At 69.6% G+C, this 17193-nt stretch carries 20 protein-coding genes; 11 read left to right on the forward strand and 9 right to left on the reverse strand.

The features are described 5' to 3' along the window. The first annotated feature begins 85 nt into the window (after positions 1–85). Positions 86–505 (forward strand): acyl-CoA thioesterase, encoded by a 420-nt coding sequence (locus ACWDSJ_RS14025; protein WP_450032043.1) that lies wholly within the window; start codon positions 86–88, stop codon positions 503–505. Positions 506–521: 16 nt separating this feature from the next. After that, on the forward strand, positions 522–1208 hold the full coding sequence (locus ACWDSJ_RS14030) for a hypothetical protein (RefSeq protein WP_450032045.1): 687 nt from the start codon (positions 522–524) through the stop codon (positions 1206–1208). Positions 1209–1229: 21 nt separating this feature from the next. Here ACWDSJ_RS14030 and ACWDSJ_RS14035 read toward each other — a convergent pair whose 3' ends face one another. Both ACWDSJ_RS14035 and ACWDSJ_RS14040 read right to left on the reverse strand, forming a co-directional pair. Further along, complete coding sequence (locus ACWDSJ_RS14035; protein WP_387367304.1) at positions 1230–1544, reverse strand: AzlD domain-containing protein; 315 nt, start codon at positions 1542–1544, stop codon at positions 1230–1232. Positions 1545–1596: 52 nt separating this feature from the next. Next, complete coding sequence (locus ACWDSJ_RS14040) at positions 1597–2454, reverse strand: AzlC family ABC transporter permease (protein ID WP_450032047.1); 858 nt, start codon at positions 2452–2454, stop codon at positions 1597–1599. A 75-nt stretch (positions 2455–2529) separates the two neighbouring features. Between ACWDSJ_RS14040 and ACWDSJ_RS14045 the strand changes: the two genes are divergently transcribed. Then, positions 2530–3102 (forward strand): helix-turn-helix domain-containing protein, encoded by a 573-nt coding sequence (locus ACWDSJ_RS14045; RefSeq protein ID WP_387367298.1) that lies wholly within the window; start codon positions 2530–2532, stop codon positions 3100–3102. Here ACWDSJ_RS14045 and ACWDSJ_RS14050 read toward each other — a convergent pair. Continuing rightward, entirely contained in the window at positions 3081–4052 is a 972-nt protein-coding gene (locus tag ACWDSJ_RS14050) for an NAD-dependent epimerase/dehydratase family protein (RefSeq protein WP_450032050.1), read from the reverse strand. The two genes, ACWDSJ_RS14045 and ACWDSJ_RS14050, sit on opposite strands and share 22 nt — an antisense overlap. A gap of 175 nt (positions 4053–4227) precedes the next feature. Then, on the reverse strand, positions 4228–4920 hold the full coding sequence (locus tag ACWDSJ_RS14055) for an HNH endonuclease (RefSeq protein ID WP_450032052.1): 693 nt from the start codon (positions 4918–4920) through the stop codon (positions 4228–4230). 266 nt (positions 4921–5186) lie between these two features. Here ACWDSJ_RS14055 and ACWDSJ_RS14060 point away from each other — a divergent pair, with 266 nt between their 5' ends. From ACWDSJ_RS14060 to ACWDSJ_RS14080, 5 genes are all read left to right on the forward strand, one after another. Beyond that, the gene (locus ACWDSJ_RS14060; protein WP_387367289.1) at positions 5187–5591 is read left to right on the forward strand and encodes a globin; all 405 of its coding nucleotides are present in this window, start codon (positions 5187–5189) and stop codon (positions 5589–5591) included. Between the two features lie 133 nt (positions 5592–5724). Beyond that, complete coding sequence (locus tag ACWDSJ_RS14065) at positions 5725–7308, forward strand: glycoside hydrolase family 13 protein (RefSeq protein ID WP_450032054.1); 1584 nt, start codon at positions 5725–5727, stop codon at positions 7306–7308. Positions 7309–7381: 73 nt separating this feature from the next. Beyond that, a complete protein-coding gene (gene ctaJ / locus ACWDSJ_RS14070; RefSeq protein ID WP_387367283.1) occupies positions 7382–7654 on the forward strand; it encodes an aa3-type cytochrome oxidase subunit CtaJ in 273 nt (90 codons plus the stop codon). After that, positions 7641–8111 carry a DUF5130 domain-containing protein gene (locus tag ACWDSJ_RS14075; RefSeq protein ID WP_450032056.1) on the forward strand — a complete coding sequence of 157 codons (471 nt, stop codon included), beginning with the start codon at positions 7641–7643 and terminating at the stop codon, positions 8109–8111. Before ctaJ ends, ACWDSJ_RS14075 begins: the two co-directional genes overlap by 14 nt. A gap of 278 nt (positions 8112–8389) precedes the next feature. Continuing rightward, complete coding sequence (locus tag ACWDSJ_RS14080; RefSeq protein ID WP_450032058.1) at positions 8390–8749, forward strand: helix-turn-helix domain-containing protein; 360 nt, start codon at positions 8390–8392, stop codon at positions 8747–8749. A 149-nt stretch (positions 8750–8898) separates the two neighbouring features. Here ACWDSJ_RS14080 and ACWDSJ_RS14085 read toward each other — a convergent pair whose 3' ends face one another. Together ACWDSJ_RS14085 and ACWDSJ_RS14090 are read right to left on the reverse strand one after the other, a co-directional pair. Beyond that, positions 8899–9489, reverse strand: coding sequence for a ClpP family protease (locus ACWDSJ_RS14085; RefSeq protein ID WP_387367274.1), 591 nt, complete (start codon positions 9487–9489; stop codon positions 8899–8901). Beyond that, complete coding sequence (locus ACWDSJ_RS14090) at positions 9486–10088, reverse strand: ClpP family protease (RefSeq protein WP_387367271.1); 603 nt, start codon at positions 10086–10088, stop codon at positions 9486–9488. The genes ACWDSJ_RS14085 and ACWDSJ_RS14090 overlap by 4 nt, the downstream gene beginning before the upstream one ends. Positions 10089–10382: 294 nt before the next feature. Between ACWDSJ_RS14090 and ACWDSJ_RS14095 the strand changes: the two genes are divergently transcribed. After that, complete coding sequence (locus ACWDSJ_RS14095) at positions 10383–10901, forward strand: MarR family winged helix-turn-helix transcriptional regulator (protein ID WP_450032060.1); 519 nt, start codon at positions 10383–10385, stop codon at positions 10899–10901. Between the two features lie 6 nt (positions 10902–10907). Then, the gene (locus ACWDSJ_RS14100) at positions 10908–11975 is read left to right on the forward strand and encodes an EamA family transporter (protein ID WP_450032062.1); all 1068 of its coding nucleotides are present in this window, start codon (positions 10908–10910) and stop codon (positions 11973–11975) included. Between the two features lie 3 nt (positions 11976–11978). Here the strand turns inward: ACWDSJ_RS14100 and pepN are convergent, their stop codons facing one another. After that, positions 11979–14540: an aminopeptidase N gene (gene pepN, locus ACWDSJ_RS14105; RefSeq protein ID WP_450032064.1), complete on the reverse strand. Its 2562-nt coding sequence runs from the start codon at positions 14538–14540 to the stop codon at positions 11979–11981. 133 nt (positions 14541–14673) lie between these two features. On the opposite strand from pepN, the gene ACWDSJ_RS14110 reads away from it, so the two are divergent. Further along, positions 14674–15498: a phosphoribosylaminoimidazolesuccinocarboxamide synthase gene (locus ACWDSJ_RS14110; RefSeq protein WP_450032066.1), complete on the forward strand. Its 825-nt coding sequence runs from the start codon at positions 14674–14676 to the stop codon at positions 15496–15498. 97 nt (positions 15499–15595) lie between these two features. On the opposite strand, the gene ACWDSJ_RS14115 is transcribed toward ACWDSJ_RS14110, so the two are convergent. Both ACWDSJ_RS14115 and ACWDSJ_RS14120 read right to left on the reverse strand, forming a co-directional pair. Continuing rightward, a complete protein-coding gene (locus tag ACWDSJ_RS14115) occupies positions 15596–16801 on the reverse strand; it encodes an RNA polymerase sigma factor (RefSeq protein ID WP_450032068.1) in 1206 nt (401 codons plus the stop codon). Beyond that, the gene (locus ACWDSJ_RS14120) at positions 16798–17190 is read right to left on the reverse strand and encodes a YciI family protein (RefSeq protein WP_450032070.1); all 393 of its coding nucleotides are present in this window, start codon (positions 17188–17190) and stop codon (positions 16798–16800) included. Before ACWDSJ_RS14120 ends, ACWDSJ_RS14115 begins: the two co-directional genes overlap by 4 nt. Between the last annotated feature and the right edge of the window lie 3 nt (positions 17191–17193).

Here is a 17193-nt window from a genome sequence, read left to right on the forward strand (position 1 = left end):
TACTGGGAGCTGCCGACCGATCGGAGGTAATGCGTTGACTAGTGGTGATTCGCGGTCCGGGAACGGGTCGGGAGACGGGACTCTCGTGCTGCCCAGGCGGTTTCATACCAAGGTCGAGGTGCGCTGGTCCGATATGGACGCCTTCCAGCACATCAACCACGCCCGCATGGTCACCTTGCTGGAAGAGGCCCGGATTCCGTGGCTGTTCGACGACCGGCCGACCTCGGGTCTGCGGTCGGGCTGCGTGATGGTCGATCTGCACGTCCGCTACAAGGCGCAGTTGCGGCACGAGGACACGCCGCTGGATGTGGCGATGTGGATCGAGCAGTTGCGGACCGTGGACTTCACGATCGGCTACGAGGTGCGCGCCAACGGCGTCGCCACGGGTTCCGCGCCCGCGGTCGTCGCGAGCACCCAGCTGGCCGCCTTCGACATCGAGTCCCAGCGCCTGCGGCGACTGTCCCCGCTGGAACGCGAATACCTCAGCCAGTGGAAGGCCGACTGAGGCACCCGCCGACGAGATGACCTTCGACTACAGCGATCAGCGGGTGCTGCGCGTCCCGGACCCCGCCGAACGGGAGAATTTGGCGACCTTCGTCGCCCGCGCGACCCGTCTGGACCCCGCGGCCGTCATCCGCTTGCGCCGGCGCGGCGGCGATTACGTCGCGGCCTGGGCCGCAACGGGTTTCGAGGCGCTCGCGGTCCGGACGGTGGTCGCCGAGCTGGGTGTCGACGACGTCACCGTCAGCGGCGATGTGATCCTGTCCGGGCTGAGCGGCATCGACGCGAGCGGCCCGATCGACCTCGGCTACTCGATGGACTCCGCCTGGCGCGGCGCGCTCCCGCCGGCCGACGGCTTCACCCACGTCGACGACGTTCCCGCGCGCGCCCTGGTCGAATTGGCCGAGCGCGGCGCGGAATTGGCCAACGAACACGGCGGCGGCCACGGCCCCCCGGCGTCGCTGCTCGACCAGACCGTCGTCACCGTCACCGCGGCCGCCGAACAGGTCGAGGTCCCCATGCGTGTCGTCTTCGCCCTGACCGCAATGGATTTCATCCCGCACTCCGGCGACAAGGCCGACTCCCGCCGCATCTCGGCGAACGAGATAGTCCGGGTCCGTGCCACCCGCACCTGGCTCCGGCTGGACGCCCGCTACGGTTCGGTCGCCCGCCGTCGCGGACCGGGCATGCCGCTCACCCCGGCGTAGTCGCGCACCCCACGAGCGTCGCTAACCGACCCCGACGAGCCGCAACAGGGCGGTCGCGCCGACCGCGGTCAGGGCCACCACGATCAAGGGCGCTCGCCGCCAAGCCAGCACGAGGGCCACCGCGACACCGGCGATCAGCGCGAAGCTCACCGCGTGGCCCGAGGGAATCAGCTCGGTGACCGCCAGGGCGACCAGCAGGACCACCGAACCGGTCTCCAACAGCTCGGTGACGCGGGGCGGGACATCGAGCCGACGGCGCAGCAAGGGGCCGACGAAACGGATGGCGTAGGTCCCGGCCGCGAGGGCGACCGCTCCGGCCAGGAGGGTGATATTCACGTGCTTCCCCTCGTCTCTCGGAAGTCGTTGTGCGGGAGCGTCGTCGGCGGATTCACTCGACGGCTCGAGCCGGGCACGAGGTCGACGCGCCCGCCAGGGAACGAACGGCGGCCCTGCCGTCGGGCATCCCGTCCCCAGCGTCACCACGCTCGCGGCCTTCGGCGAGATCGGAGCCCTCGTTCACCCGTCGATCGCGGTGCGGAGGAGCCAGATCCGAAGTACCGCAAGCACTTTCGTCGGACCCGCCCTTCCGATCCCACGCCAGGAACGCCGCCGGAAGCGCCAACAACACCGGCAACCCCGCGGTGAGGAACGGGCTCGTCACCGCCGCGATGACCGCACCGGCGAGCACCGCCCGCCGAGTCCGCTTGCCGCGCAACGCCGGAAGCGACAGCGCGAGCAGGACCGCCGGGAAGACCGCGTCCAACCCGAAGCGCGAGGGATCGGGGACGGCGGCTCCGATCACCACGCCGAGCAGGGCGCCCACCGGCCAGGCGAGGACGACACCGACACCGCACAGCCAGTACCGGGCGCGGCGGCGGGCGGGTTCGGATTCGGCGAGGGCCATGGCGACGGACTCGTCGTTCATGACATGGGTACCGATCAGGCGACGCCAGCCGGTGCCGACGACGTCGGGGACCGACAGTCCGTACGGTAGATGGCGAGCGTTGACGAGCAGGCCGACCAGCACCGCCGCGACCACGCTGCCGCCCGCGCCGACAATGCCGATGAACAGGAACTCCGAGCCGCCCGCCACGACGAGCAGGCTCATGAGCAGCGGCAACCAGGCCGGCAGGCCCGTGGTCACCGCCGTCGCGCCGTAGGACACGCCGATGACGCCGACCGCGACGGTCACGGCCGCGATTCCGGTCAGGTCGGTGCGATCCAATGTTCGCCATATCGAACGCATGACTTCTATAATGAACATGCCGCGGGGGTTCGTCAACGAGGCCGACGCCTCGCACGGGTACTGTCTGATTTCACTATGACCGAGCACGACGGCGCGCGGTCCGCGCCACCGCAGGAGGCCATCGCGGCCGCGTTGCGCCGGGAGCGCACGCGTTCAGGGCTGTCGCTGACCGAGGTCGCCAAGCGCGCCGGGGTGGCGAAATCCACACTGTCGCAACTGGAATCGGGCACCGGCAATCCGAGTATCGAAACCCTGTGGGCCTTGTGTGTGGCGCTGGGCATTCCGTTCTCGCGACTGCTGGATCCGCCGCGTCCGCAGGTGCAGGTGATCCGGGCGGGGGAGGGGCCGGTGCTGGCCTCGGCGCAGGCGAACTATCACGCGACGCTGCTGGCCGCCTGCCCGCCCAATGTGCGGCGGGACATCTATCTGGTCGCCGCCGAACCCGGCCAGCCCCGGCAGTCCGATCCGCATCTGCGCGGTGAGATCGAGCACGTCATTCTCGCCGCGGGCCGCGCGCTGGTCGGACCGTCCGACGATCCGGTCGAATTGCGTCCCGGCGACTACATTCGTTATCCGGGCGACCAGCCGCACACGTTCAAGGCCCTGGAGCCGGGCACGTGGGGAATTCAGGCCAGCGAGTACGGCTGACCGGAGATCGGTTCCGTCTGCGCGACAACGGATTTCCACCAGGCCACGGTCTGAGCGGCCACCTCGGGAATCGGCGTCGGACGCAGGCCCAGCCGCGCCTCGCTCGCGGTCGAGTCGAGGATGAAGGGGCGCTCGAACTGGTAGTTCATCTCGGCCAGTTCGCGCATCATCTCGTTCATCAGACCGGCCGCGCGCAGTGTCCACGTCGGCAGGGCGAGCACGCGCGGGCTCGGCACACCGGCGGCGGCGGACAGGGCGGCGACCAGGTCCCGGATCGTCACCGCGGGGGCGGTCGGGGCGTGCAGGAACGAATTCCACAGCGTCGGGTCGGCGGCGGCCTTGATCATCGCCGCGGCGAGGTCCGGCATGAACGTGAACGAATGCGGCACATCGGAACGGCCGAAGACCTGAACCGCCTTGCCGCGCAGGATGTTCGGGATCATGCGCTCGCCCGCGTGCGACATCCGCACGTGCGGCCCGATGAAGTCGGAGGCTGCCACGCTCACGGTCGGGGTCGACGACTCGTCGCGGGCGCGCAGCAGCGCCACGCGGACGGCGGGCTTACCGAAATCGGCTGTGCGGGGCGTGTTCTCGGTCATCGGGCCGTCGACCGGACCGTAGGAATACAGGCTCTCGGGGAAGACCACCACCGCGCCGACCCGATTCGCTACCGCGAGCACGTTCTGCTCGGTCGCGGGCAGCTCCGCCCACCACGCCTTCGCCGCGTAGCGCGAGCCGTGCGTGCAGTGATAGATCGCCACCGCGCCCTCGGCGGCCGAGGTCAATTGATCGGCGCGGGTGACATCCACGCGACGGCGCTCGATCAGCGGATGGTCGGGACCGCTGCCCGAGCGGGTCAGGATCCGAACCTGCTTGCCCGCGGCGGCCAACTGCTCGGCGACGGTCGTTCCGACGGGACCGGCTCCGGTGACGACGTGCAACTCGGACATCTGGGTGACTCCTTCTGCTTTGAGAGCACTGCTCTCGGTGTGCTCAAAGCATGCGTCAGCGACCCACCCCTTGTCAAGAGCAGTGCTCTCTTTCGAGATCGCTGAGCACCGCGGCGATCGTTCCCGGTTCCGCGGCGGAGTGAGAATCGTTGCCGCGCAGCGTCTTTCGGGAAACCTACGCGGCACCCTCACCCAGATACTGCAACCACACCGGATCCAGATCCGCCGTCGTCGACAGCAACCGCCAATGCGGCCCCTTCGGCGAGACCAAGGGCTGCCGCAGCGTCCACCCGATCTCGCTGAGCAGCTTGTCGGCCTTGCGATGGTTGCAGGGGGCGCAGGAGGCGACGCAGTTCTCCCACGAATGCGCGCCGCCGCGGCTGCGCGGGATCACATGATCGATGGTCTCGGCCTTGCCGCCGCAGTACGCGCAGCGATATCGGTCCCGGTGCATCAGCGCGGCGCGGGTCATGGGCACGCGGGCGCGGTAGGGGACGCGGACGTAGTTGCGCAGGCGGATCACCGACGGCAGGGCGACCGACGCACCGGCCGAGTGGACCACGGGACCCTCGGGATTGTGGTGGACGGGATCGGCCTTGTCGCAGATCAGCAGGATGACGGCGCGACGCGCGGACAGGGCGGTCAGCGGCTCGTAGGTGGCGTTCAGAAGCAACACCCGGCGCTTGACCCAGGGGGCGGAGCTCGGCGGGGTTTCGGTGGTTCGGTGCGCGGGCGCACCCGGATAACTGTGATTCTCTGTTACGACATGCAGCGGAGTAGCCCCCGACCCACGATTGTGGACGTCGGCGGGCTGGAGTTGTCGGTGTGTTCTCGCCTCGTGTGGCCGGGCGCCGTGCCGCTGCTTCATGGGAACCCCGAATTCGTATGGTCCGGTTCGTGTGGTATCTGGGCAGACACTGCCACTCAGTTGACCATGGAACCGTCGCCTTTGCCAGCTGATTTGACACATTCCGTCTGTGGTGTTCGTGAACGAGTGGTTACACCCGGGGGTGGTATGTGTTCCGCCCGCGCACATCGCTCCCATCCGCCCCGGCGGGCGGGAGAATGAGGTCGCCCGAGCACGCCGGGCACAATGGAGCGGGATGAGCGGACGAGCGGAAGATTCGAGGGTCGATGAGTTCGGGTGAGCAGGCGGTGACGTCGTTCTACGAGGCGGTCGGCGGGGCGGAGACGTTCCGGCGGCTGGTGAGCGCCTTCTACCGGGAGGTGGCGAACGACGAGGTGCTGCGGCCGCTGTATCCGGAGGAGGATCTGGGGCCCGCGGAGCGACGGCTGCGCATGTTCCTCGAGCAGTACTGGGGTGGGCCGCGGACGTACTCGGACGAGCGGGGGCATCCGCGGTTGCGGATGCGGCACATGCCGTTCACCATCGGGCCGATCGAGCGGGACGCGTGGTTGCGCTGCATGCGCATCGCGGTGGCCGAGCTCGAGCCGGAGGTGCTCGACGACGAGCATCGCAAGGCGTTGCTGGATTATCTGGAGATGGCGGCCAACTCACTCATGAACGCTCCGTTCTGAGGTTGTCGAACCGATTCGCTTGCGGCGCAGGCCGTTTCGAACTCATCCGCGTTCCGCGACCGGTTGTCCGCACACCGCTACGCCCGCTCGCTCGGCGGGAAGCCCGCGGAAATCTTTGGCACTATGGGATTTCGTGACACCTTCCTCCGGCGGCTCTCCCGTCGACCCGTGGTGGCGATCGGCGGTCTTCTATCAGGTGTATCCCCGATCCTTCGCCGACTCCGACGGTGACGGCGTGGGCGATCTCGGCGGTCTGCGCGATCGGCTCGGTTATCTCGAGGCGCTCGGCGTGGACGCGCTGTGGATCTGCCCGATCACGCGGTCCCCGATGGCCGACGGCGGTTACGACGTCAGCGATCCGCGCGACATCGATCCCCTCTTCGGTGACATCGACACCCTGCGCGAGGTGATCGCCGAGGCGCATCGGCGCGGCATCCGGGTCACGATGGATCTGGTGCCCAACCACACCAGCGACCAGCACCCGTGGTTCGCCGCGGCGCTGGCCGCGGGGCCGGGCAGCGCCGAGCGGGCGCGCTACTTCTTCCGCGACGGGCGCGGGCCGGACGGTTCGGAGCCGCCGAACAATTGGCCCAGCATCTTCGGCGGCCCGGCGTGGACCCGCGTCACCGAATCCGACGGCCGCCCCGGGCAGTGGTACCTGCACACCTTCGCCCGCGAACAACCCGATCTGAACTGGGACAATCCGGAGGTCGCCGCGGATTTCGAGCGGACGCTGCGGTTCTGGCTCGAGCGCGGCATCGACGGTTTCCGCATCGACGTCGCGCACGGCATGGCCAAACCGCCCGGCCTGCCGGATATGGATCCCGTGCCGACCGGCATGTTCCATCTCGAGGACGACGACTACCGCTTCAACAATCCCGGCGTGCACGACATCCACCGGCGGATCCGCAAGGTGATGGACGAGTATCCCGAGGCGGTGACGATCGGGGAGGTGTGGGTCAACGACAACGTGCGGTTCGGCGAATACGTGCGGCCCGACGAACTGCATCTGGCCTTCAACTTCAAACTCGCCGAGACCGGCTTCGACGCGGCCGAGATCCGTTCCGCCATAGACAATTCCATTCAGGCGGTGACCTGGGTGGGGGCGAGCGCGACCTGGACCCTGTCCAATCACGACGTCGAACGCGAGGTCACCCGCTACGGCGGCGGCCCGGTCGGCGTGGCGCGGGCGCGGGCGATGATCCTGCTGGAGCTGGCGCTGCCCGGCGCGGTGTTCCTCTACAACGGGTCGGAGCTGGGTCTGCCGAATGTCGACGATCTGCCCGAGGAGGTGCTGCGGGATCCGGTGTGGGAGCGGTCCGGGCACACCGAGCGCGGGCGCGACGGCTGCCGGGTGCCGATTCCGTGGGAGGGGGACCGGCCGCCGTTCGGGTTCACGACCGGGCGATCGTGGCTGCCGATTCCGCCGGAGTGGGCCGAGTTGACCGTGCGGGCCCAGTCGGAGCGACCGGATTCGACGTTGTCGCTGTATCGTTCCGCGCTCGTATTGCGTTCGCGGCGAAGCGAATTCGCGGTCCAGGATTTGGTGTGGCGGGACGGTCCGGCGGACTGCCTGGTCTTCGAGCGGGGTGGGCTGGTGTGCGTTCTCAACGCGAGCGCCGAGCCGGTTCCGCTGCCGTCGGGTGAGCTGTTGCTGGCGAGCGCGCCCCTCGCGGACGGGCGGCTGCCCGCGAACGCCGCGGCCTGGCTGGTGTGATCGAAACCCACCCGTGATCGCGGTGGGCTCACCGGTGGATTGCGCCGTCGGACGCATCGTCTACCGTTGGGTCGTGAGCATTCTCGAGACAGTGCTGATCTTTGTCGGCATCCCGCTGGTGATCTACGCGGTGATCGCCGGATTGTCGTTTCTCGGCAAGCCGCTGCCCGGCGAGAAGCCGGTCCACTACAACCTCGGTGACAAGTGGACCTCCGAGCCGGTGCTGTGGAGTGCGACCGACGAGGTGACCGCGACGGGTCACGGGCATACCTCGCACGGCAGTCATGCCGCAATCGAATCCGCCGAGGCGAATCTGATCGGAGGCCGGGCAAGTGGCAAGTTCTAATTGGCCCGCGGTGGTCGAGGCCGACCTGCCGCACGGATACGCGGTGACCAGCAGCGGTCGCGTCTCCGGCGTGCACGAGGCGGGCGACGTGTTCAAGGAGGCGCCGTTCAACGACCGCGAACGCCTGCTGATGGACAACACGCTCACCGAGGCCACCCGCAGCACCAAGGTCCGCTTCAACATCTACATCGGCGACCTGGGCGCGGACCCCGCCGCCGGCGTCGACGCCCTGTTCCCCTCGACCCCCGAGGCCGCCCACTCGGTCCTCATCGCCGTCTCCCCCAACGAGCACGCCGTCGAGGTCCGCTCGGGCCGCGACGTCGCCGACCGGGTCAACGACCGCGTCTGCCAACTCGGCGTCACAGCGGCACTCGCCTCCCTGCGCCAGGGAGAACTCATCGACGGCCTCGTCTCCGCGGTACGAGTAATGGCCGCAGCCATCGGCCGCCCCAACTGACGCTCGGCTCTGGCGTTCGACGCAGCCGCTTCGGTTCCGAAGCGGCTGCGGGGCGTTGGAGAGCCGGGTATCGCTCACGGAGGCAGGCTCGGCATCCTCGAAGTGGGTGAGGGGCCGTGGTAGCGCTGGCGTGGTCGTCGGAGCGGCCGTGGATACAGGCGACAGTAGTGCCCGAAATCGACCTCGAAGCGCCTGCCGTACACCGAAATCGCGCCCCTTTGTACGCCCTGAGCGTAATCACAGGGCAGCCCAACGGTTCCGGACCGTAGGCTCATACCATGGCCGAGCATCCCAGACTGCACTCCATTTCCGGCGGGCGCGAGGACGAGCCGGTGCGCGAACCCCTCTGGCGCGAGGTACTCGGCCGCCGCCTTCGCGCCCTCCGCCGCGACCACGACGAGACCCTCGCCGAAACCGCCGCGCGCGCAGGCATTTCCCCCCAATACCTCTCCGAGATCGAACGCGGCCGCAAGGAACCGTCGAGCGAGATGATCGCCGCCCTCGCCGGAGCCCTCGGCACCACCCTCGCGAACCTCACCGAACAGGTGGCCACCGACCTCCGCCACCACCGCACCGCCGCCCTCCTCCGCCCGACGGCCCCCCACCGCACCGCCACCCCCACCCTCCTGGCCGCCTGACCACCCAAACAGGACGACCCCAAAAACGGCCGGGCCCCCCAGGTTCGGCAACTCCAGCCGCACCCTTTATTCGGATCCGCACCCCTTGCAGGGCCCTGAAACGGGTGCGGATTCCAACAAAGGGTGCGGCTGGGTTCGTATACCTGGGGTTAGGGGCGGGCGCCTAGGACCTTGTCTACGAGGCCGTAGTCGATGGCGGCTTGGGCGGTGAAGACTCGGTCGCGGTCGGTGTCGTGGCGGAGGGTTTCCACGGATTGGCCGGTGTGGTGGGCGAGGATGGATTCGATCTCGGCTCGCATGCGGACCAGTTCGTCGGCTTGGAGGATGAGGTCGGGGATGGTGCCCTGGCCTCGGGCGGCGGGCTGGTGGAGGACGACGCGGGCGTGGGGGAGGACCGAGCGGTGGCCGGGGGCTCCGGCGGCGAGGAGGACGCCGCCGACGGCTATGGCCTGGCCCACGCAGGTGGTGGCCACGGGGGACGAGACGTGTTGCATGGTGTCGTAGATGGCGAGCATGGCCGAGAGGTCGCCGCCCTCGCAGTTGATGTAGAGGTTGATCTCCTGGCCGGGGCTGTCGGCGTCGAGGTGCAGGAGCTGGGCGATGAGGGCGTTGGCGACGCCGGAATCGATGGGGGTGCCCAGGTAGACGATGCGCTCGGTGAGCAGGTGCGAGTAGACGTCCATGATGCGCTCGCCGCGCGGATGCTGGGCGATGACATTGGGGATGGTGTAGCTGGTCACGAGATGCCCACCTTCTGCCGTTGCGGAATGACCTGACCGAACGAGTCGACGATCTTGTCGATGAAGCCGTACTCCAGCGCCTGCTGCGCGGTGAAGTAGCGGTCGTGCAGCGAATCCTCGTAGACCCGTTCGTAGGGCTGACCGGTGTCCTCGGCGATGAGGCCGAGCACCGTCTGGATGGTGTGACGCAGATCGTCGGCCTGGATCTCGACCTCGCCCGCGCTGCCGCCGATCCCCGCCGATCCCTGATGCATGAGCACCCGCGCGTGCGGCAGCGCGTACCGCCGCCCCTTCGTCCCCGACGAGAGCAGGAATTGCCCCGCGCTGTACGCGGTTCCGAGCGCCAGCGTCGACACCTCGCACGGCACCAGCCGCATGGTGTCGCGGATCGCCAGCATCGATGGCACCGACCCGCCGGGCGAATGAATCCACAGCGAGACCCCCGCCTGCGGATCCTCGGCCGCCAGCGTGAGGATCTGGGTCATCAGCAGGGTGCCGTTGTCGTCGTCGAGCGGACCGTCGAGCACCACGATGCGCCGCGCCAGCAGCTGCTCCCGCGCCCGCCAGCCGAACAGCGGAGTGTTGTTGTCCTGAGCCATGTTCCGAGCCTGCCCCAGGAATACGCCCGATCGCGCCCCACGCTGCCCACAGCAGATCTGCCCACAGCAGCGAGCTAGCGGCGGTCGCGGGCACGACGGCACCGCCCCGTCATCGGCGACCGCAGCAATCCCGCCAGTCTTGGGTGCTCACTCGCCACGCGCCCGCGACGCCATCCAAACCCCGTGCCTGGGCCACTACGCCTTACATGCCACCGCGACCATGGACGCCAGGACCGCGACCGAACGGGCCGCGACGCCACGATTGCCCCGAGCTCCGGTGGGTATGCATGACTCATGCATGAAACCCGCCTGGCCAATCTCCTCGGCGCGACCGTCCTAGCGGTCAACGACCTCATGCTCACCCGAATCCGCGAGGTGAAGGCGGTCAGCCCGAGCGGGGCGAGCGCCCTGGTGGTCCTGATGACCGCCCCCGGCATCGGCGTGAGCGAGGTAGGTCGCCATGTCGGGGTGACGCAATCGGCGGCGGTGCGGATGGTCGACGGGCTGGAACGGGCCGGGCTGGTCCGCAGAACGCGGGCGGGTGGGCGGGTCGTGGGCGTGGAGTTGACCGAGGCGGGTCGGCGAGCGGCCGAGTGCATTCTCACGGCCCGCGCGGAAGCCTTGCGGGACTTGGTTTCCGGGCTCGACGAGAGGGAGCGAAGGGAGTTGACCGGATTGACGACCAAGCTGCTCACCCGACTGCACGGCACGGCCGGTGACTCGAACAGACTGTGCCGCTTGTGCGATCGGGCCTGCTGCACCGACAACGCCGTCTGCCCGGTCGGGCAGGCCGAACGAGACGGGCGGGAGTGATCGCGAATGGGTACCATCCTGGCCTTGCTCTCCGCCCTGAGCTACGGCGTCTCGGACTTCGTCGGCGGGATCGCCTCCCGGCGCATCGGATTCGCGCGCAGCGCGCTGCTCGGCCAACTCGGCGGCCTGCTCGTGACGATCGTCGCCGCGCCGCTCGTGACCTCCGGCGCGCCCGCCGCGCGAGATCTGTTGTGGGGCACGCTGTCCGGCGTCGGCACCGGGATCGCGATGACGTTCCTGTTCCGCGGTATCGGCCGCGGCGCCCTGTCGGTGGTCGTGCCGATCAGCGCGGTCGGGGGTGTCGCCCTGCCCGTCGTCGTCGGAACCGCGGTCCTCGGTCAGCACCCGCCCGCGCTGGCGTGGGCGGGCATCGTGCTGGCCCTCCCGGCGCTCTGGCTCGTGGCCGGTGGCTTCTCGGGCGGCCCGGTCGTCGGCGCGGCGATCGGGGACGGACTGCTCGCGGGCGTCGGCATCGCCGTGCAGTATCTCGCTCTGGCACAAGCGGATTCGGCGTCGGGGATCTGGCCGGTCACCGCCGGGCGCGCCGCGGCGGTGCTGCTCGTCGGCGCCATCGCCGTCGCGCTCGGCCGCCGTCCCGTGCGACGATCGCCCACCCGGCCCGGGGTCCCCACGTCGGCCTCCGGCGGGCTGGTGGCCATGGTGCTCGGCCGCCGTCCCGCGCGACGCTCGGTCACTCGCCCCGGGGTCGCCGCGTCGGCCTCCGGGTGGCTGGTGGCCATGGTGCTCGGCGGCCGTCCCGCGCGACAATCACTCACCCGCCCCGCCGCGTTGGCCTCCGGGGGGCTGGCGCTCGGCGGCCGTCCCACGCGACGCTCGCTCACCCGGCCCAGGGTCGCGGCGTTATCCTCCGGGGTACTCGCGGCCGCCGCGCTCGTCGCCTACCTGTTCGCCGCCCGCACCCAGTACCTCGCGGTCGCGGTCGTGCTCTCCTCGCTGTATCCCGTCGTCCCCGTGGCGCTCGGCGTGACCGTCCTGAACGAACGCCTGCGCCGAAGCCAGCTGGTCGGGCTGGCCTCGGCGCTGGGCGCGAGCGTGCTGATCGCGGTGGGGTGAGGGCTACTCCGCGTCGAAAGCCCGTGCGCGCAAGGACCTTTCGATACCGGCCTTCCCCTCGACCACCAGGCGGCGCAGGGCCGGGGGATGGTCCTGGTCGAGGAATTTGTCGGCGACGGCGAGGGCCTCGGTGGAGATGGCCCAGTGCGGGTAGAGACCGACGACGACCGTCTGGGCTACCTCGCTGGAGCGGCGTTCCCAGACCGCGGGAATGTCGGCGAAGTAGCGTTCGGTGAAACCGCTCAACAGGTGGGACTGGCCGACGGGGGAGAACCCGCCGACGATGGCGCGGGCGGTGATGTTGGGAATCGAGTCGTCGTTGACGACCGTCTCCCACGCCTGGTCCTTCACCGCGGCGATGGGCCGGGCGGCGGCGGCCGCGGCGGCCTGACGACGACCCGCGGCGGTGGGGTCGCGCTCCAATTCGGCGTCGATGAACGGGGTTTCGACGCCGTCGGAGTCGATCTCGCCGCCCGCGGCCAGCGCCTGCACGATGCGCCAGCGCAGATCGGTGTCGACGACCAGGCCGGGCAGCCCGACCTTGGCGGGATCGCCGTCGAGCAGTTCGCGCAGCACCTCGAGATGCCACGGCGACAGCAGCGCCCCGGTCAGCGAATTGACGAACGCCAGTTGATGATCCGAGCCGGGCTCCGCCTCGCGGGCGAGCTCGAGCAGCCGATCGGCGAAGCGCGGCCAGCCCGTCCCGGCGGCCCAGTCCGGATCGGCGTAGCTGCCCAGCGCGGTCTGCGCCTGCAACAGAAGCCGTTGCACCACACCGATTTCTGATTCCGCGCCGACACCCCGCTGAACCAGCGCCACGAAATCGCGCGCTCGCAGCTCGGCCTGGCGGGTCATCTCCCACGCCGCCGACCAGCACAGCGTGCGCGGCAGCGATTCGGCGATATCGGCGATGCGCGCCACGACGGTGTCGAGGGACTCCGGATCCAGCCGCGCCGAGCAGTAGGTGAGATCGTCGTCGTTGATCAGCACCAGCTTGCCGCGCTCGACGCCGACCAGCTCCGGCACCTCGGTGCGCTCGGCGGCGTCGAGGTCGAGCTCGATCCGCTTGGTACGCACCAGCTTTCCGTCCCGGTCGTCGTACACGCCGATCGCCAGCCGGTGCACGCGACGCTCGCCCGCGCCGGGGGTCGCGCCCTCCTGGACGACCGCGAAGCGGGTGAACTTGCCGTCCGCCACCTCGAAGTCGGGCCGCAGGATGTTCAGGCCGGTCGTCTTCAGCCACTGCGCGCCCCACGTGGAAAGGTCACGGCCGGAGGACTTCTCGAGCGCGCCCACCAGATCGTCGAAGGTCGCGTTGCCGTAGGCGTGCGCGGCGAAGTAGTCGCGCAGCCCCGCCAGGAACGGCTCCAGCCCCACATACGCCACCAGCTGTTTGAGCACCGACGCGCCCTTGGCGTAGGTGATCCCGTCGAAGTTCACCTCCACCGCGGCCAGGTCGGGGATGTCGGCGGCGATCGGATGGGTGGACGGCAATTGGTCCTGCCGGTAGGCCCACGACTTCTCGACATTCGCGAATGTGGTCCAGGCGCTGGTGTATTCGGTGGCCTGCGCCTGGCACAGCACCGACGCGAAGGTGGCGAAGGACTCGTTGAGCCACAGATCGTCCCACCACTTCATGGTCACCAGATCGCCGAACCACATGTGCGCCATCTCGTGCAGCACGGTCTCGCAGCGGCGCTCGTAGGAGGCGCGGGTCACCTTGGAGCGGAACACGTAGTCCTCGAGGAAGGTGACCGCCCCGGCGTTCTCCATCGCGCCCGCGTTGAACTCGGGCACGAACAGCTGGTCGTACTTGCCGAACGCGTAGGGCACGCCGAAGTTGCGGTGGTAGAACCCGAAACCCTGCTTGGTCTCGGTGAACAATCGCTCGGCGTCCATGTGCTCGGCCAGCGACGCGCGGCAGTAGATGCCCAGCGGGATGTCGCCGTGCTCGTCGGAATAGATGTCGGTCCACTTGGCGTACGGCCCCGCGATCAGCGCGACCAGGTAGGTGCTCATCCGCGGCGTGGTGGCGAAGGTGTGCTCGACGACCGTGCCGAGCTGGCGGGTCTCGATGCACGCGCCGTTGGAGATGACCTCCCAGTCCTGCGGCGCGGTGACCACCACGTCGTAGGTGGCCTTCAGATCGGGCTGGTCGAAGCAGGCGAACATCCGCTTGGCGTCGGCGGTTTCGAACTGCGAGTACAGGTAGACCTTGTCGTCGGCGGGATCGACGAAGCGGTGCAGGCCCTCCCCGGTGTGCGAGTACTCGCAGTCGGCCTCGACGACGAGTTCGTTGCGTTCGGCCAGGCCGGTCAGGCGCAGCCCCTCGGCCTCGTCGTAGCCGCTCACGTCCAGCGGTTCGCCGTTCAGCGTCGCCGAGCGCACGCCGCGGCCGACGATGTCGACGAAGGTCTCCGCGCCCGGGGTGGCGGTGAAGGTGGCGATGGACCGCGAGAAGAAGGTGTCCGGCTCGGTGAGGTCGAGTTCGACGCGATAGTTCTCCACGCGGACGGTCGCGGCCCGGGCGATCGCCTGCTCCCGGGTGAGATTCGGTGCGGACAAGGAAGCTCCTTCGCTGATCGGATTCCGGACGCAACGCATCCCACAATGCCATCAACCCCGTGGTTCGGGCGCGCGCATATCCGCACATCGCCGATCGGTAGGGTGAGACGTCGGCACGGACAGAGGAGGATTGGTGCGGCACATCCACGCGGGCAAGGTGCGCGACCTGTACGAGGACGGCGATTCGCTGCTGCTGGTCGCCTCGGACCGGGTGTCGGTGTACGACGTGGTGCTGCCGACGCCGATTCCGGACAAGGGCGCGCTGCTGACCCAGCTGTCGAACTGGTGGTTCGAGTTCTTCGCCGACGTGCCCAATCACGTGGTGTCCACCACCGACATCCCCGCCGAGTTCGCCGGGCGCGCGGTTCGGGTCCGGCCGCTGAAGATGATTCAGGTCGAATGCATCGCGCGCGGCTACCTGTCCGGCTCCGGACTGAAGGAGTATCAGCGCACCGGCTCGGTGTCGGGGATCGCGCTGCCGCCCGGGCTGCGCGAGGGCGACAAGCTGCCCGAACCGATCTTCACCCCGACCACCAAGGCGTCCGAGGGCCACGACGAGCCGATCACCTTCGAGGACGTGGTCCGGCAGGAGGGCGCGGAGGTCGCCGAGCGGCTGCGTGAACTCACCCTCGCCGTCTACACGCGCGGCGCGGCCTACGCCGCCGAACGCGGGGTGATCATCGCCGACACCAAACTCGAATTCGGTTGGCACGCGGGCGAGATCACGCTCGCCGACGAGGTGCTCACCAGCGACTCCTCGCGCTACTGGCCCGCCGCCGAATGGGAGCCGGGGCGCACGCAGCGCTCGTTCGACAAACAGTTCGTCCGCGACTGGGCCACGGCTACCGGCTGGGACAAGGAACCCCCGGGCCCGGAGATTCCCGCCGATATCGTCGAGGCAACCCGGGCCAAGTATCGAGAAGCCTACGAGTTGATCACCGGGCACGCCTGGGCTTAGCTCCTGCCCCCTCGAAAGCGGAACGGCCGCAGCGGAACTGGTTGGTGTCGACTCTTGTCGAGCTGTGCCCGCAGGGGCCGCGAATTCGACGGTCGTGCTATTCGGTGCGCAACCGGGCCGCGCGCAACAACAGGTAGTCGCGCTCGGGGGTGCTGGCCGTGCGATGGGCGGCGGCGGTGTAGCAGGCGATGGCGGCGTCCGTCTCGCCCGCCATCTCGTGCAGATGGCCGCGAACGGCGGCGAGGCGGTGATGGTCGGGGAGCCGATCGTCGAGGGTAGCGAGCAGTTCCAGGCCCGCGCGCGGGCCGTGGACCATGGCGACGGCGACCGCGCGATTGAGGGTGACCATGGGGTTGGCGGCGATCCGGTCGAAGATGTTGTACAGCAACAGGATTCGGGACCAGTCGGTGTTCTCGGCGCGGTCCGCCTCGGCGTGCACGGCCGCGATGGCGGCCTGGAGGCGGTAGGGGCCGTCCAGGCCGTGGGCGATCGCCTCGGTCGCCAGGCGCAGGCCCTCGGTGAGCCGGGCGCGGTCCCAGCGGGTGCGGTCCTGGTCGGCGAGGGGGACGAGTTCGCCCGCCGGGCCGGTGCGGGCGGCGCGGCGCGCGTCGGTGAGCAGCATCAGGGCCAGCAGGCCCGTCACCTCGGGATCGTCGGGCAGCAGGCGGTGGGCGACGCGGGTCAGGCGGATGGCCTCCGCCGACAGATCGGTGCGGTAGAGACTGTCGCCCGTGGTGGCGGTGTGGCCCTCGGCGAACATCACGTAGAGCACGTGCAGCACCGCGGCGAGGCGTTCGGGGGCGGCGTCGGCGTCCGCGAACGGCCGGTCCAGGGCGGCGAGGCGTTTCTTGGCGCGCGAGATGCGTTGGCCCATGGTCGATTCCGGGACCAGGAAGGCGCGGGCGATCTCCTCGGTGGTGAGGCCGCCGACCGCGCGCAGGGTCAGCGCGATCGCGGCGGCGGGGGAGAGGACCGGATGGCAGCACAGCAGGAACAGCGTCAGGGTGTCGTCGCGATCGCGCGCCGCGTCGATCGGTGCCCGCACCTCCCGCACGGCCACCGCGTCCTCCCGGGCCCGCCGCGCGATCTCCGACCGCACATCGTCGACGAGCCGCCGCTGGGCCACACGCGTCAGCCACGCCCGCGGATCGTCCGGCAGCCCCTCCCGCGGCCACTGCGTCGCCGCGGCCAGCATCGCCTCCTGCACGGCGTCCTCGGCGGCGTCGAAATCGCCGAACCGCCGGGTGAGCGCACCCACGGTCGCGGGCGCCAATTCCCGTAGCAGCAGGGCGATTTCGTTCACAGATCCCCGGCCGGGGCGCTCATCACCTGTCGCACCTCGATGGCCTCCGCGATCGGCTCGCCGCCCGGGCCCGGTGCGGCCGAGGCGCGGGCGGCGATCTCGAGGGCGCGTTCGGGGGTGTCCACGTCCACGATCCAGTAGCCCGCGAGGAATTCCTTGGACTCCGGGAAGGGGCCGTCGGTCACCACCGGGGCGGATCTGCCGTCGGAGCGGACGATGCGGGCCTGATCCGGGAAGGCCAGGCCCTGGGCGTCGACGAGTTCACCCGAGCGGCGCAGCTCCTCGCCGAGGACACGCTGGAACTCGATGTGCGCGCGAATCTCCTCCGGCGTCCACTCCGGGCCGGTGCCCGCGGCCGGGTCGTAGGACTTGAGCAGCATGTATTTCATTCG

The sequence above is a fragment of the Nocardia sp. NPDC003482 genome, from assembly GCF_053588115.1.

Bases quoted from the DNA above. Each gene is read 5' to 3' on its own strand.
- ACWDSJ_RS14040 (WP_450032047.1), bottom strand. From the start codon at position 2,454: ATGCGTTCGATATGGCGAACATTGGATCGCACCGACCTGACCGGAATC.
- ACWDSJ_RS14050 (WP_450032050.1), bottom strand. From the start codon at position 4,052: ATGTCCGAGTTGCACGTCGTCACCGGAGCCGGTCCCGTCGGAACGACC.
- ACWDSJ_RS14100 (WP_450032062.1), top strand. From the start codon at position 10,908: ATGGGTACCATCCTGGCCTTGCTCTCCGCCCTGAGCTACGGCGTCTCG.
- ACWDSJ_RS14060 (WP_387367289.1), top strand. From the start codon at position 5,187: ATGAGTTCGGGTGAGCAGGCGGTGACGTCGTTCTACGAGGCGGTCGGC.
- ACWDSJ_RS14030 (WP_450032045.1), top strand. From the start codon at position 522: ATGACCTTCGACTACAGCGATCAGCGGGTGCTGCGCGTCCCGGACCCC.
- ACWDSJ_RS14090 (WP_387367271.1), bottom strand. From the start codon at position 10,088: ATGGCTCAGGACAACAACACTCCGCTGTTCGGCTGGCGGGCGCGGGAG.
- ACWDSJ_RS14120 (WP_450032070.1), bottom strand. From the start codon at position 17,190: ATGAAATACATGCTGCTCAAGTCCTACGACCCGGCCGCGGGCACCGGC.
- ACWDSJ_RS14080 (WP_450032058.1), top strand. From the start codon at position 8,390: ATGGCCGAGCATCCCAGACTGCACTCCATTTCCGGCGGGCGCGAGGAC.
- ACWDSJ_RS14055 (WP_450032052.1), bottom strand. From the start codon at position 4,920: ATGAAGCAGCGGCACGGCGCCCGGCCACACGAGGCGAGAACACACCGA.
- ACWDSJ_RS14095 (WP_450032060.1), top strand. From the start codon at position 10,383: ATGCATGAAACCCGCCTGGCCAATCTCCTCGGCGCGACCGTCCTAGCG.
- ACWDSJ_RS14045 (WP_387367298.1), top strand. From the start codon at position 2,530: ATGACCGAGCACGACGGCGCGCGGTCCGCGCCACCGCAGGAGGCCATC.